At 74.8% G+C, this 17,094-nt stretch carries 6 protein-coding genes; all 6 read left to right on the top strand.

Features of this window, described 5'->3' with window-relative positions:
• The first annotated feature begins 10 nt into the window (after positions 1–10).
• Positions 11–1,537 carry an AMP-binding protein gene (locus tag OG294_RS11380; protein ID WP_327066360.1) on the top strand — a complete coding sequence of 509 codons (1,527 nt, stop codon included), beginning with the start codon at positions 11–13 and terminating at the stop codon, positions 1,535–1,537.
• A gap of 31 nt (positions 1,538–1,568) precedes the next feature.
• Positions 1,569–3,098 carry an AMP-binding protein gene (locus OG294_RS11375; RefSeq protein ID WP_327066359.1) on the top strand — a complete coding sequence of 510 codons (1,530 nt, stop codon included), beginning with the start codon at positions 1,569–1,571 and terminating at the stop codon, positions 3,096–3,098.
• The gene (locus tag OG294_RS11370; RefSeq protein ID WP_327066358.1) at positions 3,095–4,333 is read left to right on the top strand and encodes a type III PLP-dependent enzyme; all 1,239 of its coding nucleotides are present in this window, start codon (positions 3,095–3,097) and stop codon (positions 4,331–4,333) included. The genes OG294_RS11375 and OG294_RS11370 overlap by 4 nt, the downstream gene beginning before the upstream one ends.
• On the top strand, positions 4,333–4,845 hold the full coding sequence (locus tag OG294_RS11365) for a cobalamin B12-binding domain-containing protein (RefSeq protein WP_327066357.1): 513 nt from the start codon (positions 4,333–4,335) through the stop codon (positions 4,843–4,845). The genes OG294_RS11370 and OG294_RS11365 overlap by 1 nt, the downstream gene beginning before the upstream one ends.
• A complete protein-coding gene (locus OG294_RS11360; protein ID WP_327066356.1) occupies positions 4,842–6,128 on the top strand; it encodes a methylaspartate mutase in 1,287 nt (428 codons plus the stop codon). The genes OG294_RS11365 and OG294_RS11360 overlap by 4 nt, the downstream gene beginning before the upstream one ends.
• 131 nt (positions 6,129–6,259) lie before the next feature.
• The gene (locus tag OG294_RS11355; protein WP_327066355.1) at positions 6,260–17,083 is read left to right on the top strand and encodes a type I polyketide synthase; all 10,824 of its coding nucleotides are present in this window, start codon (positions 6,260–6,262) and stop codon (positions 17,081–17,083) included.
• Positions 17,084–17,094: the final 11 nt, after the last annotated feature.

Raw genomic sequence — 17,094 nt, 5'->3', positions numbered from 1 at the left:
GCCCACCACGATGGATGACACCGTGGACCTCGCGCTGTCCGGGCGCTTCCTGCGCGGACTCGCCAAGTCGGCGGACCGCCCTGCGCTGCTGGCCGGCGGGGTCAGCCTGACCTACCAGGAGCTGCACGAGCGCGCGCTGCTGCTGGCCGGTTCGCTGCTGGCGCACCTGCCGTCGCGGCCCGCGGCGATCGGCGTGCTGGCGGGCAAGGGCCCCTCGGCCTACGCGTCGGTGCTGGCCGGCCTGTACACAGGGATCACCATGGTCCCGCTGCAGCCGGCCTTCCCCGCCGCCCGCACCCGGCAGATGATCGAGGCGAGCGGGGTCGGTGCGCTCATCGCCGACGACGGCTCGCTGCCGGCGCTGGTCGGGCTGCGGGAGGAGGGCGTCGACCTCCCGGTGCTCTTCGCCCCGGGCGGCCAGCCGCAGCCGGCCGTGCCGCTGGCGGCGGGCAGCGCGCTGTCCGCGCCGGTGCCGGTGCGCGGCGAGGACACCGCGTACGTCCTGTTCACCTCGGGCTCGACCGGCCGGCCCAAGGGCGTCCCGGTCACCCACGCCAACACCCACCACTACTTCGGCCTGCTCGACGAGCGGTACGACTTCGGTCCCGAGGACGTCTTCTCGCAGAACTTCGACCTCAACTTCGACTGCGCGATGTTCGACCTGTTCTGCGCCTGGGGCGCCGGTGGCACGCTGGTCGTTCCGCCGCCGCAGGCCTACCGGGACATGCCGGGGTTCATCGCCGACCAGGGCCTGACCGTCTGGTTCTCCACCCCCAGCGCGATCGCGCTGGTGCGGCGGATGGGGGGCCTGGGGCCCGCCAGCATGCCCTCGCTGCGCTGGAGCTTCTTCGCCGGCGAGGCGCTGAGCTGCCAGGACGCGGGCGACTGGCTGGCGGCGGCACCGGAGTCGACGCTGGAGAACCTCTACGGGCCGACCGAGCTGACCATCACCGTCGCCGCCCACCGCTGGGCGGGCGAGGACGCGCTCAACGACATGGTGCCGATCGGCTCGGTGCACGGCGGACACCAGGTCCTGCTGCTCGACCCGAGCGGCGAGGACAGCGCCGTCGAGGGGGAACTGTGCATCGCCGGGCCGCAGTTGACCGCCGGGTACCTGGACCCGGGCGACGACGCGGGGCGGTTCTTCGACCGCGGCGGTCGGCGCTACTACCGCACCGGGGACCGGGTGCGCCGGGCGGACGGCGGCGAGCTGCTCTACCTGGGGCGGGACGACGCGCAGGTGCAGGTGCTGGGGGTGCGGGTGGAGCTGGCCGAGGTGGACGCCGCGGTTCGCAACTGCCCCGGCGTCCAGGACGCGGTCACCGTGGCGGTGGCGGCCCAGGGCTCGGTGGAGCTGGCGGTCTTCTACACCGGCGAGGTCGTGCCGCCCGCCCGACTCGCCGGCGACCTGAGGAAGGTGCTGCCGGTGGCGATCGTCCCCAAGCGCTACCAGCACCTGTCCGAGTTCCCGCTCAACTCGAACCGGAAGATCGACCGCAAGCAGCTCGCACGCCAGGCCGCGACCACATCCGAGTGAGGCCCAAAGATGGAGAGGACGTACACACGCCGTGAGTCGTAACGCGATACCGCAGGCCGAGCCCGCCGTGCTGGTGCACGGGGTGCTCGACGAGGCGACGGCGGACGCCGCGCCCGGTGCCGTCGCGGTCGGCGACCGGGACGGGCGCTGGACCTACCGCGAGCTCAGCGAGCACAGCCACGCGGTCGACGCGTGGCTGGAGGCGCGCGGCGTGCGCGCCGGTGACCGGGTGCTGGTCCAACTGCCGAGCAACCGCGCGCTGGTGGCGCTGTTCTACGGCACGGCCCGGCGCGGCGCGGTGCTGGTGCCGCTGAACCCGGGCATGAAGGAGTACCACCTGCGCTCGGTGCTCGCCAACGCCGAACCCCGGCTGGTGATCGTCGCCGACGAAGCGGTGGACCGGATCGCCGGGTTCTCGCCGGCCCCGGTGCTGGGCTTCGGCGCGGTCTGGCCCGAGGTGACCGCGCTGCAGGGCGCCGGCGCGCGGGCGGCCGTCCAGCAGGTCGACGCCGACGAGGTCGCCGTCCTGGTCTACACCTCCGGCAGCACCGCCGCGCCCAAGGGCGTGATCTGCCCGCACCGCCAGATGGTCTTCGCCTCCCGGGCGATCAACGAGGAGCTCGGCTACCGCCCCGACGACGTGGTGTTCTGCCGCTTCCCGATCTCCTGGGACTACGGGCTCTACAAGATCCTGCTCGCCGCGCTCGGCCGCTCCGAACTGGTGCTGGCCGACACCGACTCGGACCTGGTGCTGCTGCGGCGGATCCGCGAGAGCGGCGCGACCGTGGTGCCGATCGTGCCCTCGCTGGCGGCGATGATCTGCTCCCTCGCCGAGCGCGACCCGGGCGGCTCCTCGAAGGTGCGGATGTTCACCAACACCGGTGCCGCGCTGCCGAAGACCACGGTGGACGCGCTGCGCACGGCGTTCCCCGGCGCCGAGGTGATCCGCCAGTTCGGCCAGACCGAGTGCAAGCGCATCTCGGTGCTGCCGCCCGAGTTCGAGGACAGCAAGCCCACCTCGGTGGGCCGTCCGCTGCCGGGGACCAGGGTGCTGATCCTCGACGAGGACGGCAACGAGGTGCCCACCGGCGCGGCCGGCGAGATCGTGGTCGAGGGCCCGCACGTGATGCCCGGCTACTGGCGGGCGCCCGAGCTCACCGCCAAGGCCTTCCGCACCGACCCGGTCACCGGCCAACGGCGGCTGCACACCGGCGACTTCGGCAGCGTGGACGAGGACGGGTTCCTCTACTACGAGGGCCGCCGGGACGACATGTTCAAGCGCAAGGGCGTGCGGATGAGCACGATCGAGATCGAGGCGGCCGCGACGGACATCCCCGGTGTCCAGGCCGCCGCGGTGCTGCCGCCGACCGAGGGCCGCGACCTCGCGATCTGCGTGGTGGGCGAGCTGGCGCCGCACACCGTGCTGCGGGAGCTGTCGCTGCGCCTGGAGCCGGCCAAGGTGCCGGGCCTGTGCCAGGGGGTCGACGAGCTGCCGCTCACCCTGCACGGCAAGCACGATCGCAGGAAGCTCGCTCTCCTCTTCGAAGGGACCACCCCGTGACCGGCTACGCCGAGCTCGCCAAGCGCTTCGGTACTCCGTCGTACGTCTACGACCTGGACCGCATCGCGGCTGCCCGACGCGACCTGTTCGCCGCGCTGCCCGAGGAGGTCGAACTCTTCTACGCGGCGAAGGCGAACCCGCACCCCGAGCTGCTGCGCGAGATGCGCGCCGGCGAGGGCCGGCGCTGCCGGGCGGAGATCAGCTCCACCGGTGAGCTGGCCGCGGTGCTGAAGGCCGGCTTCGGCGCCGACGAGATCCTCTACACCGGCCCCGGCAAGACCGACGAGGAGCTGACCGAGGCGCTGGGCGCCGGGGTGCGGCTCTTCTCGGTCGAGTCGCTGGGCGATCTGCGCAACATCGGCGCGGTCGCCAGCCGGCTCGGCACCGTCGCCACCTGCCTGCTGCGGGTCAACAGCGCCAACGCCAGCGCCACGTCGAGCATCCGGATGACCGGCGTGCCCTCCCAGTTCGGCTTCGACAGCGAGACGCTGCCGGAGCTGCGCGAGCAGCTCTTCGACGTGCCCGGGACGGACGTGGCGGGTGCGCACTTCTTCCCGCTCAGCAACGCCAAGGACGAGGCGAGCCTGATCGGGGAGTTCCAGCACACCATCTCGGTGGCCGCCCGGCTGCAGGACGAGCTCGGCACCCGCTTCCGCTTCGTCGACATCGGCGGCGGCTTCTCGGTGCCCTACGCGGTCAGCGGTGAGCGGCCGGTGTACGGCAACCTGCGCGAGGCGATGGCGGGTTCGCTGGACGAGTGGTTCCCCGGCTGGCGCAGCGGCGAGGTGAGGTTCGCGGTCGAGTCCGGGCGCTACCTGGTGGGCGACAGCGGCACCCTGATGGTCGGCGTGGTCAACCTCAAGGAGAGCCGCGGCCGGCGCTTCGTGATCCTGGACGGCGGGATCAACACCTTCGGCGGCATGTCGGGCCTGGGCCGGATCATGCCGGTCTCGGTGCGCCTGGACGACGAGGGGATCCCGCTCGAGCAGATCGCCAGCCTGGTCGGCCCGCTCTGCACCCCGGGCGATGTGCTCGGCCGCGACATCGAGCTGCCCGCGCTGGCGCCCGGGGACGTGGTGAACATCCCCAACGCCGGTGCCTACGGCCCGACCGCCAGCCTGCTGATGTTCCTCGGCCGCCCCGCACCGACCGAGATCCTGGTCCGCGGCGAGGAGTTGGTCTCGGTGTCGCGGATCGAGCACACCCGCGCCTACGAGCTCGGCCAGGAGCTGTGATGCCGCTGCCCGCCGAGCAGGACGGCACCGTGCCGGCCGAGCGGCGCGAGCCCGCCGCCACCGGGTCGGACAAGCCCGCGGTGGTCAAGCGGGACGCGACGGTGATCGTCGCGGGCGGCACCTCCGACTCGCACACCTGGAACCTGGTCTTCCTGCAACTGCTGCTGGAGGAGCTGGGGTTCGACGTGGTGAACCTCGGTCCGTGCGTGCCCACCGACCTGCTGGTCGCCGAGAGCCTGGCGCGGCGCCCGGCCCTGCTGGTGGTCAGCAGCGTCAACGGGCACGGCTACCAGGACGGCATCCGGATGATCGGCAAGGTGCGCGAGTGCGCCGAGCTGAGCGCCCTGCCGGCGGTGATCGGCGGCAAGTTGGGCATCGCCGGTGCCCAGAGCGCCGAGCAGCTGGCCGAGTTGATCGCCGCCGGCTACGACGCGGTCTTCGACGACGGGGCGGAGGGAATCGCCTCCTTCCAGCGGCTGCTCGACTCGCTCCCGCAGCGGGTGCTGACGTGAGCGGGGGCGGGTTCGGTGCGTTCGTCCGCCGGGCGCACCAGGCGGGTGAGCTCGTGGTGCAGCCCCGGATGGGGATGAGCGACCCGGAGCTGATGCGGGCCGGACTGCTGGCCACCAAGGGCGCCGCCGGGCGCACGGTCGGCACCGTCACGCTGGACAGCTACACCCGGGTGAACGACCTGGAGTCGGCCGAACTCGCCCTGCTGGAAGGTGTTTCGCTCAACGGCTACCCGATCGTCAGCCACGACCTGGAGACCACCAGGCGGGTGCTGGACGGGATCCACGGCGCGGACTTCCCGGTGCAGGTCCGGCACGGCTCGGCCGCGCCGCTGGCCATCTTCCGGGCGCTGATGACGGTGGGACTGGACGCCTCGGAGGGCGGCCCGGTCTCCTACTGCCTGCCGTACGGGCGGATCCCGCTGCACGAGTCGCTGGCGAACTGGGAGCGTTCCTGCGACCTGTTCAGCCGCCTGCGCGAACTGGGGCGGGAGCCGCACCTGGAGACCTTCGGCGGCTGCATGCTCGGCCAACTCTGCCCGCCCAGCCAGCTGGTGGCGATCAGCGCGCTCGAAGCGCTCTTCTTCCACCAGCACGGGCTGCGCTCGATCTCGGCCAGCTACGCCCAGCAGACGCACCCCGGTCAGGACGTGGAGGCCGTGTTCGCGCTGCGCCGGCTCTGCGCCGAGCTGCTGCCCGACACGGACTGGCACGTCGTCATCTACGCCTACATGGGCGTCTACCCCACCACGGCGCGCGGATCGCTGGCGCTGCTCGGCGGTGCGGCCGAGCTGGCCGCCGCGACCGGCTCGGAGCGGCTGATCGTGAAGACCGTCGCCGAGTCCGTGCGGATCCCGACGGTGGCGGAGAACGTCAGCGCGCTGGAGCACGCGGCGGCGCGCGCGGCCCGCACCGAGCGGGTCGCCGACGACGGCGGCGACTCGCAGACCTACGCGGAGGCCGCGGCGCTGGTCTCCGCGGTGCTGAACCTGGACCCGGACGTCGGGCGGGCGATGCTGCTGGCGTTCCAGCGCGGGTACCTGGACATCCCCTACTGCCTGCACCCCGACAACCAGGGGCGCACCCGCAGCTACCTGGACGGGGAGGGGCGGCTGCGCTGGGCGGACATCGGCAGGCTGCCGCTGGCCGGGGTGGTGGAGGCCGGCGAGTCCCACACCGTCACCTCCGGCGAGCTGCTGGGGTCACTGTCCTACATCCGCTGGAAGTTCGACAACGAAGCGATTGCCGCCGGGCAGAGCCATGCGCTCGCCGGCGGTGCCGCCTGAGCCGGCCGGGCTCGGGAGCCGGGCGCTGAGAGCGGCGCGGCGTGATGGGGGCGATGCGCGGCCGGGCGCCGATGCCCCCGCGTAACTGTTCGTCTGGTAAACGGTCTTGGCCGAATGTGGGAGATGCGCGGATGAATGAGTCCAGTTCCGATTCAGTACTGGCCCGGCTGCTGGCCGCTGCCGCGCCGTCGGAGCACCGGAGGTTGGTTCTCGACCTCGTGAGCAGCACGGCGGTGGCGGCGCTGAAGGCCGCACGCCCGGAGGCGGCCGAGACCCTGGACACCGCGCTCGCCTTCACCGAGCTCGGCTTCGACTCGCTGGCCTCGGTCGACCTGCAGGCCCGCCTGGTCGCGGCCACCGGTCTCGACCTGCCGGTCACCGTGGTCTACGAGTGCCCGACCCCGGCCGCGCTGGTCGACCGGCTGCTCGCCGCGGCGCTCGGCGTCGTCACCCCCGAACCGGCCCCGACCGCCAACCTCGGTGCGGCGGACGAGCCGATCGCGATCGTGGGCATCGGCTGCCGGTTCGCGGGCGGGGTGGACTCGCCGGACGCGCTGTGGCAGCTGCTGCTCGACGGCGGCGAGGTGCTCTCCGACTTCCCCGAGGACCGCGGCTGGGACCTCGATCGGATGTTCGACGAGGACCCGGACACCCCCGGCAGCAGCTATGTCCGCAGCGGCGGATTCCTCGACACGGCAACCGAGTTCGACGCCGACTTCTTCGGCATCAGCCCGCGCGAGGCGCTGGCCATGGACCCGCAGCAGCGGCTGGTCCTGGAGACCGCCTGGCAGGCGCTGGAGCACGCCGGTGTCGACCCGCTGGCGCTGCGCGGCACCGAGGCCGGGATGTTCTTCGGCGCCGAGGTGCAGGAGTACGGCCCGCGGCTGCACGAGGCCCCCGACGGCCTGGACGCCTACCTGATGACCGGCAACGCGCCCAGCGTCATCTCCGGGCGGGTGGCCTATGTGCTCGGCGCGGTGGGCCCCGCGGTCACCGTCGACACCGCCTGCTCGGCCTCGCTGGTCGCCATCCACCTGGCCTGCCAGTCGCTGCGTGCGGGCGAGTCCTCGCTGGCGCTGGCCGGCGGCGTCGCGGTGATGGGCGGCCCGGGCGTCTTCACCGCCTTCAGCCGGCAGCGCGGCCTGGCCCCCGACGGCCGCTGCAAGGCCTTCGCGGCGGCGGCGGACGGTACGGGCTTCGCCGAGGGCGTCGGCGTGCTGGTCCTGGAGCGGCTCTCCGAGGCGCGGCGCAACAACCACCAGGTGCTGGCCGTGGTGCGCGGCTCGGCGGTCAACCAGGACGGTGCCAGCAACGGGCTCACCGCGCCCAGCGGCACCTCGCAGCAGCGGCTGATCCGCCAGGCCCTGGCGAACGCCGGTCTGCGCGCCGCCGAGGTGGACGCCGTCGACGCGCACGGCACCGGCACCACGCTGGGCGACCCGATCGAGGCGAGCGCGCTGATCGCCACCTACGGGCAGGACCGGCCCGAGGGCGCACCGCTGCTGCTCGGCTCGGCCAAGTCGAACCTGGGCCACACCCAGGGCGCCGCCGGTGTGGCCGGTGTGATCAAGATGGTGCTGAGCATGCGCAACGGCTTCCTGCCGAAGAGCCTGCACATCGACGCCCCGAGCCCGCACGTCAACTGGTCGGCCGGCGCGGTCGAACTGCTCACCGAGGGCCGGCCGTGGCCGCGGACCGGGGCGCCGCGCCGTGCCGGTGTCTCCTCCTTCGGCGTCAGCGGCACCAACGCCCACCTCCTGCTGGAGCACGAGGCCGAGGCCGAGCAGCCCGCCGCCGAGGAGGCCGCCGCCGACCCGGCCGGCCCCACCCCCTCCGGCGTGCTGCCGTACGTGCTGTCGGCGCGCGGCGAGCAGGCGCTGCGCCAACGGGCCGCGGACCTGCTCCCGCTACTGGACCGCGACGAGATGCGACTCGCCGACCTGTCCTACTCGCTGGCCACCACCCGGGCCGGCCTGGCGAACCGGGCCGCGATCGTTGCCGAGGACCGCGAGGAGCTGCGCGCCGCGCTGAGCGCGATCGCCTCCGGCGCGGCCTCCTCCGGCGCGGCCCTCTCCGGTGTCGCCGGCCCCGGCAAGCTCGCCTTCCTGTTCACCGGGCAGGGCAGCCAGCGCCTGGCGATGGGGCGTGAACTGATCGACGCCTTCCCGGTGTTCGCCGGCGCCCTGGAGCAGGCCTGCGGCTACCTGGACCTCCACCTGGAGCTGCCGCTCACCGAGGTGCTGTTCGCGGCCGAGGGCTCGGCCGGGGCCGAGCTGCTGCACCGCACCGAGTACGCCCAGCCGGCCCTGTTCGCGATCGAGGTCGCCCTGTTCCGGCTGGCCGAGAGCTGGGGCCTGCGCCCCGACTACCTGGCCGGACACTCCATCGGCGAGCTGGCCGCCGCGCACGTGGCCGGGGTCCTCACGCTGGAGGACGCCGCCATCCTGGTGGCCGCGCGCGGCCGGCTGATGCAGGCGCTGCCGGCGGGCGGCGCGATGGTCGCGGTGCAGGCCACCGAGGCCGAGGTGGCGCCGCTGCTCACCGGGCAGGTCGGCCTCGCTGCGGTGAACGGCCCGCGTGCGGTGGTGCTCTCCGGCGCCGAGCAGGAGGTGCTGCGGATCGCCGAGGAGCTGGCCGCGGCCGGGCACCGGACCAAGCGGCTGCGGGTGAGCCACGCGTTCCACTCACCGCTGATGGAGCCGATGCTCACCGAGTTCCGCCGGATCGCCAGGGTCCTGGCGTACGCCGCGCCGAAGATCCCGATCGTCTCCACGGTCACCGGCGAGCTGTGCTCCGAGCAGCTGGCGACGCCCGAGTACTGGGTCGAGCACGTGGCCGCGCAGGTGCGGTTCGCCGACGCCATGACGGAGCTGGCCGGCGCCGGGGTCGGCACCTTCCTGGAGATCGGTCCGGACGGCGTGCTCTGCGCCATGGGCCAGGAGTGCCTGGAGGACCCCGCGGCCGTCTTCGCCCCGCTGCTGCGCCGCGAGCACCCCGAGCCGCGGCAGGCCGTGCTGGCCCTGGCGGCGGCCTACCGCGCCGGTGTGCCGGTGGACTGGGCCCGCTTCCACGCCGGTCGCGACGGGCAGCGGATCGACCTGCCGAACTACCCCTTCCAGCGCAGGCGGTTCTGGCTGGAACCTGGCTCGGCCCGTGCGGACCTCGCCGACCTCGGCCAGCTGCCCGCCAGTCACCCGCTGTTGAGTGCGGTGGTGGCCGTCGGCGCGGACGGTGTGGTGCTGACCGGACACCTCTCGCTGCGGTCCCGGCCCTGGCTGGGCGATCACGTCATCGCCGGGCGGGTGCTCTTCCCCGGCACCGCCTTCGTGGAGCTGGCCGTGCGCGCGGGCGACCACGTGGGCGCGGGTGCGATCGAGGAACTCACCCTGGGCGCCCCGCTGGTGCTGCCGGCCGAGGGCGGCACGGGCATCCAGGTCGCCGTCGGCGAGCCGGACGAGAGCGGGCGCCGGCAGCTGACCATCCACTCCAGGGCGGACGGCGCGGACGCGGGGCAGTGGACCCAGCACGCCAGCGGTGTGCTGGCACCCGCCGCCGAACCGCTGCCGCAGCCGCTGGACAGCTGGCCGCCGCAGGGCGCCGAGGCGATCGACCTCACCGGCGTCTACGAGACCCTGGCGGCCCAGGGCTACGGCTACGGCCCGGCGTTCCAGGGGCTGCGGGCAGCCTGGCGGCACGGCGGCGAGATCTTCGCCGAGGTCGCGCTGACCGCCGAACTCGCCGCCGAGGCAGGAGAGTTCGGCCTGCACCCGGCGCTGCTGGACGCCGCCCTGCACGCCGCCGACCTAGAGCCCGTCCGGGGCGCCGAGCCCCGCGCCGAGGTGCTGGTGCCGTTCGCCTGGACCGGGGTGTCGCTGTACGCCGCCGGTGCCGCCGCGGTGCGGGTGCGGATCTCCCACTCGGGCCAGGACGCCCTCGCGCTCGACTTCGCGGACGCCACCGGCGCGCCGCTGGCCACCGTGCGGGGCCTGGTCTCCCGCCCGGTCTCGGACGACGAAGTCCTCTACGCCGTACGGCAGTCGCCGCTGGGCGTGCCGAGCGCGCCGGAGCCGCTGCGGATCGCGGTGCTGGCCGGCGAGCCTGCCGAGACCGGCCTCGCGGGCCTCGCCGACCCGCTGCCGCAGGCGGTCGTGCTCCACGCGGCCGCCGACGCCGGAGCCCTGCCGCTCGCGACCAGGAACGCCACCGCCCGGGTGCTGCGGGTCCTCCAGGCCTGGCTGGCCGAGGACCGCTTCGCCGACGTCACGCTGGTGGTGGTCGCCTCGCCCGCGCTCGCCCAGGCGCCGATCCGCGGCCTGGTGCGCTCCGCGCAGGCGGAGAACCCCGGGCGCTTCGTCCTGATCGAGCACGCCGACCTGCCCACCGACGCCGAGCTGACCGCTGCGCTGGCCACCGGCGAGCCCGAACTGTCGCTGCTTGGCAGCGAGTTCACCGCCCCCCGGCTGACCGTGCTGCCGTCGGCGGCGAACGAGGCGCCCGAGTGGGGGAGGGTCCTGATCACCGGCGGCACCGGCGGCCTGGGCGGACTGCTGGCCCGGCACCTGGTCACCGAGCACGGTGTGCGCCGCCTGGTGCTGGCCGGGCGCCGCGGCTCGGCTCCCGAACTCGCGGCCGATCTGACCGAGTTGGGCGCCGAGGTGGCCGTGGTCGGCTGCGACGTGGGCGACCGCGCCTCGGTGGCCGCGCTGCTGGCCGCCCACCCGGTCGACTCGGTGGTCCACGCCGCCGGCACGGTGCGCGACGGGGTGATCGGCTCGCTCACCGAGGAGGCGCTGGAGGAGGTGTTCCGGGCCAAGGTGGACGGCGCCTGCCACCTGCACGAGCTCACCGCCGGGCTCGACCTGAAGGCCTTCGTGCTCTTCTCCTCGCTCGCCGCCGTCCTCGACGGCGCCGGACAGGGCAACTACGCGGCGGCCAACGCCTTCCTGGACGCGCTGGCCGAGCACCGCGCCTCGCTGGGCCTGCCAGCCACCGCCCTGGCCTGGGGCCTGTGGACGGGTGAGGCGGGCATGGGCGCTGCGCTCGACGGTGCGACGCTGGCCCGGATCGCCCGCTACGGACTGCCCGGACTGGACGCCGCGCACTCGCTGCGCCTGTTCGACGCCGCGGTGCGCACCGGCGAGGCCAGGGTGGTCCCCGTCGAGGTGGACGCCGCCGCCGTGCGCGGCCGCGCGGACGGCATCCCCGCGCTGCTCAGCGGCCTGGTGCGGCCGGCCAACCGCCGGGCGGCGGCGGCCCGGGGCACCCGCGACCTGGCCGCCGACAGCGCGCTCGCCGCGCTGCCCGCCGCCGAGCGGGAGCGCGCGCTGCTGGAGCTGGTCCGCACCGAGGTGGCTGCCGTGCTGCGGCACGAGGGCGCGGCGGCGATCAGCCCGACCCGGGCGTTCACCGAGCTCGGCTTCGACTCGCTGGCCGCCGTGGAGCTGCGCAACCGCCTCAACTCGGCGACCGGGCTGCGGCTGCCGGCCACCCTGGTCTTCGACTACCCGTCACCGAAGCTGCTGGCCGAGCACATCCGCGACACCCTGTTCGGCAGCGCGTCCGCGGAGCAGGCCGCCCCGGCGGTGACGTCCGCCGGCCTGGCCGAGGACCCGATCGTGATCGTTGGGATGAGCTGCCGCTACCCTGGCGGCGTCGAGTCGCCGGAGGACCTCTGGCGCCTGGTCGCCGACGGCGTCGACACCATCGCGGACTTCCCCACCGACCGCGGCTGGGACACCGAGGCGATCTTCGACCCGGAGCCGGGCACGCCCGGCAAGACCTACTCCCGTGAGGGCGGGTTCCTCTACCGGGCCGCGGAGTTCGACGCCGACTTCTTCGGCATCTCGCCGCGCGAAGCGGTCGCGATGGACCCGCAGCAGCGCCTGCTGCTGGAGGTCTCCTGGGAGGCGTTCGAACGCGCGGGCATCGATCCGGCAACGGTCCGCGGGACCGCGACCGGGGTGTTCGCCGGGGTGATGTACCACGACTACGGCAGCTGGCTCACCGAGGCCCCCGAGGAGGTGGCCGCCTACTTCGGCAACGGCACCCTCGGCAGCGTGGTCTCCGGACGCGTCGCCTACGCGCTCGGGCTCGAAGGACCGGCGGTCACCGTCGACACCGCCTGCTCCTCCTCGCTGGTCACCCTGCACCTGGCCGCGCAGGCGCTGCGCGGCGGCGAGTGCACGCTGGCGCTGGCCGGCGGTGTCACCGTGATGTCCACCCCCGACACCTTCATCGACTTCAGCCGCCAGCGCGGCCAGGCCGCCGACGGGCGCTGCAAGTCCTTCGCGGCCGCGGCGGACGGCACCGGCTGGGGCGAGGGCGTCGGCATGCTGGTGCTGGAGCGGCGCTCCGACGCCGAGCGCAACGGGCACCGGGTGCTCGCCGTGCTGCGGGGCAGCGCGATCAACCAGGACGGCGCCTCCAACGGCCTGACCGCCCCCAACGGCCCCTCCCAGCAGCGGGTGATCCGCCAGGCGCTGGCCAGTGCCGGGCTGTCGGCGGCCGAGGTCGACGTGGTGGAGGCGCACGGCACCGGCACCACGCTGGGCGACCCGATCGAGGCGCAGGCCCTGCTCGCGACGTACGGGCAGGAGCACGCGGCGGACCGGCCGCTCTGGCTGGGCTCGATCAAGTCGAACATCGGTCACACCCAGGCCGCCGCGGGCGTGGCCGGGGTGATCAAGATGGTCCAGGCGATGCGCCACGGCGTGCTGCCCAGGACCCTGCACGTGGACGCCCCCTCGGACCAGGTGGACTGGACGGCGGGCGCCGTCGAACTGCTCACCGAGTCCCGGCCCTGGCCGACCGAGGGCGGCCCGCGCCGCGCCGCCGTCTCCTCCTTCGGCATCAGCGGCACCAACGCGCACGTGATCCTCGAAGAGGCGCAGCCCGTCGAGGACACCCCGGCCACCGGCACCCCGCCCACCCTGGTGGCGCTGCCGCTCTCGGCCCGCAGCCCCGAGGCACTGGGCGCCCAGGCCGAGCGGCTGGCCGCCACCGGCGAGCCGGCCCTCGCCGACCTGGGCCTCGCGCTGGCCACCACCCGCAGCGCGCACCCCTACCGCGCGGTGGTGCTGGCCACCGAGCGCGCCGAACTCGACGCCGCGCTCGCCGCGCTGAGCGCAGGGCAGGAGGCGCCCGGGCTGGTCACCGGCACGGTCGGCGAGGGCGGCCTGGCGTTCCTCTTCTCCGGCCAGGGCTCGCAGCGCCCGGGCATGGGACGCCAGTGGTACGAGGCCTTCCCGGTCTTCGCCGAGCACTTCGACCGCGCCGCCGCCCACCTGGACCCGGCGCTGGAGCGGCCGCTGGCCGAGGTGGTCTTCGGCACGGACGCCGAGCTGCTGAGCCGGACGGCCTACACCCAGGCCGCGCTCTTCGCCATCGAGGTGGCGCTCTTCCGGCTGCTGGAGTCGTTCGGCCTGCGCCCGGACTTCCTGGCGGGCCACTCGATCGGCGAGCTGGCCGCGGCGCACGTCAGCGGCGTCTGGTCGCTGGCGGACGCGGCGAAGGCGGTCGCCGCCCGGGGCCGGCTGATGCAGGCGCTGCCCGAGGGCGGCGCGATGGTCGCGGTGCGGGCGGGCGAGGCCGAGGTGCTGCCGCTGCTGGACGAGCGGGTCGGCATCGCGGCGGTCAACGGACCGCGCTCCGTGGTGGTCTCCGGCGACACCGAGGCGGTGCTGGAACTGGCGGCCCGCTTCGAGCGCTCCAAGCGGCTGACCGTCTCGCACGCCTTCCACTCGCCCCGGATGGACGGCATGCTGGCCGAGTTCGGCGCGGTGCTGGCCGAACTCGACTACGCCGAGCCGGTCATCCCGATCGTCTCCACCCTGACCGGCCGACCGGCCACGGCGGCCGAGCTGGGCACGCCCGAGTACTGGGTCCGGCACGTGCGGGAGGGCGTGCGCTTCGCCGACGGCATCGCCGCGCTGGCCGGCCAGGGGGTCACCACCTTCCTGGAGCTGGGCCCGGACGCCGTGCTGAGCGCGCTGGGCCCGGACTGCGTGGCCGAGGACGCGGACGCCGTCTTCGTCCCGGTCGCCCGCAAGGACAAGCCCGAGGTGGCGGAGCTGCTGGGCGCCCTCGCGCTGACCCACACCCGCGGCGCCGCACTGGACTGGCCCGCGCTCTACGGCGACTACACCGCCCGGGCGGTCGAGCTGCCCACCTACGCCTTCCAGCACCGGCGGTTCTGGCTGGACGCCCCGGCCGCCAAGGGCGACGCGGGCAGCCTGGGCCAGGCGCCGGTGGACCACCCGCTGGTCGGCGCCGAGATCCGGCTGGCCGCCTCCGACGAGGTGGTGCTGACCGGGCGGGTGTCACGGGCCACCCACCCGATGCTCGCCGAGCACGCCGTCCTCGGCACGGTCCTGCTGCCGGGGACCGCGCTGGTCGACCTCGCGATCCGGGCCGGCGACCTGCTCGGCCTGCCGGTCCTGGAGGAACTCACCCTCCAGGCGCCGCTGCTGCTGCCGGAGTCGAGGGCCGTGCAGCTCCAGGTGGTGGCCGCGCGCCGCGGAGCCGTGCAGATCTTCTCCCGCCCGGCGGGCGACGAGGAGACCGGCTGGACCACCAACGCCACCGGCCTGCTCGCCGAGCGCGGCACCGCCCGCCCCGAGCCGTCCGCCCCGTGGCCGCCGGCCGGCGCGACCGAGGTCGACGTCACCGGCCTGTACGAGCGGATGCGCACCGAGGGCTACGAGTACGGCCCGGTCTTCCAGGGCGTCAAGGCGGCCTGGCGGCGCGGCGAGGAGGTCTTCACCGAGCTCGAACTCCCCGCCGCCGAACGGCCCGACGCCGCTCGCTTCGGCCTGCACCCGGCGCTGCTGGACGCCGCCCTGCACGCCACCGCGCTGCTGGACGAGGAGCGTCCTGCGGACGGCAAGGTGCTGCTCCCGTTCGCCTGGAACGGGGTCGAACTGCACGCCGGCGGCGCCTCGGCGGCCCGGGTGCGGCTGACCCGCGAAGGCGGCGAGGGCATCCGGATCGAGCTTTCCGACGGCGCCGGGACCCCGGTCGCCACCGTCTCCTCCTTCGTGACCCGGCCAGTGGCGGCCGGCCAACTCGGCCCCCAGCAGGACTCGCTGTACACCGTGGAGCTGACGCCACGCCCCGATCTCACCGCCCAGGGCGTGGGCAACCGGCAGTTCGCGGTGCTCGGCACCGACGGCCTCGGCCTCGACGTGCCCGTCCACCCGGAGCTGACCGCGCTCGGCGACGCCGTCCCCGACGTGGTGCTGCTGCCGGTGCCGACGGCGGCCGAGGGCCCGGTGCCCACGGCCGTGCGCGCCGCGCTGCACGCCGTGCTCGGCCCCGTCCAGGAGTGGCTGCGCGAGGACCGGTACGCCAAGGCGACGCTGGTGGTGCTGACCGCCCAGGGACTGGCGGACGCCGCCGTGCGCGGCCTGGTCCGTGCGGCGCAGGCCGAGGACCCGGGCCGGATCGTCCTGGTGGACGTCGCGGGCCTGGGCGAGGAGCCGCTCACGCTGCCGCTGCTGGCCGCCGCGCTCGACTCGGGCGAGCCCGAACTGGCGCTGCGCGAGGGCGGGATCCAGGTGCCGCGGCTGGCCAGGGTCCAGCTGCCGCAGGCCGATCAGGAGGGCCCCGACTGGGGCACCGTGCTGATCACCGGCGGCACCGGCGGCCTGGGCGCGCTGGTGGCCAGGCACCTGGTGCGCCAGCACGCGGTCACCAGCCTGGTGCTGGCCGGGCGCCGGGGCCTGCAGGCCCCCGAGGCACGGGAGTTGCAGGCCGAGCTGGCCGAACTGGGCGCCCAGGTGGCGGTGGTGGCCTGCGACGTCGCCGACCGGGCGGCGCTGGCCGCGCTGCTCGCCGAGCACCCGGTGCGCAGCATCGTGCACACCGCGGGCGTCCTGGACGACGCGCTGATCGGCTCGCTGACCCCCGAGCGGATCGACCCGGTGCTGCGGCCCAAGGTCGACGGGGCTTGGCACCTGCACGAGTTGACCCTGGAGCGGGAGATCAGCAGGTTCGTGCTGTTCTCCTCGGCGGCCGGCACGCTGGACGCCACCGGGCAGGGCAACTACGCGGCGGCCAACGTCTTCCTGGACGCGCTGGCCGAGCAGCGGGTCGCGGCCGGCCTGCCGGCCACCGCGCTGGCCTGGGGGCTGTGGGCGGGCGCCGGCGGGATGGGCGGCGGGCTCGGCGAGGCCGACCTGGAGCGGATCGAGCGCTCCGGCATCGGCGCGCTGGACCCGGCCGAGGGGCTGGCCCTGTTCGACGCGGCGCTGCGCGCCGAGCGTGCCACCCTGGTGCCGGCCCGCCTGGACCTGGCGGCGCTGCGCGGGCGCGGCGAGGAGATCCCCGCCGTGCTGCGCGCCCTGGTGCGGCCCACCGTGCGCCGGGACGCGGCCACCGGGGCCGGCGGCTCGGGCGGCTCCGGCGGTGCGGCCTCGCTGGCCCAGCGCCTGAGCACGCTGCCGGCCGCCGACCACGAGCACGCGGTGCTGGAGGCGGTCCGCTCGCAGGTGGCCGCCGTGCTCGGGCACGACGGTCCGTCCTCCGTCCAACCCCGGCGCGCCTTCACCGAGTTGGGCTTCGACTCGCTCGCCGCGGTGGAGCTGCGCAACAAGCTGAACGCGGTCAGCGGGCTGCGCCTGCCGTCCACGCTGATCTTCGACTACGCCACCCCGGCGGCGCTGGCCGGCTACCTGCTGGACAGGTTGCGGCCGGAGAAGAGCCGGGCGGCGGCCGAGGAGCCCGACGACGCCCGGGTGGCCGAACTGCTGGCCGGCATCCCGGTGGCCAGGCTCCGCGAGTCCGGGCTGCTGGAGCGCCTGCTGGAGCTCTCCGGGACCGCCCCCGCCGACGCGAAGCCGGCCGCGCCCGGCGCGCCTGCCGAAGCGCAGGCGGAGGCCGACCGGAGCTCGGCCATCAAGAACATGGACATCAACGACCTCATCCGCACTGCGCTCGACCGTAGCGACGCCAAGTAATCAGGGAGCGA

It is taken from the genome of Kitasatospora sp. NBC_01302 (assembly GCF_035976515.1).
In the GTDB taxonomy this organism is placed as follows: Bacteria; Actinomycetota; Actinomycetes; order Streptomycetales; family Streptomycetaceae; genus Kitasatospora.
Note: the sequence above shows the minus strand (reverse complement) of the source record. Positions and strands in the feature narration are given on the sequence as shown.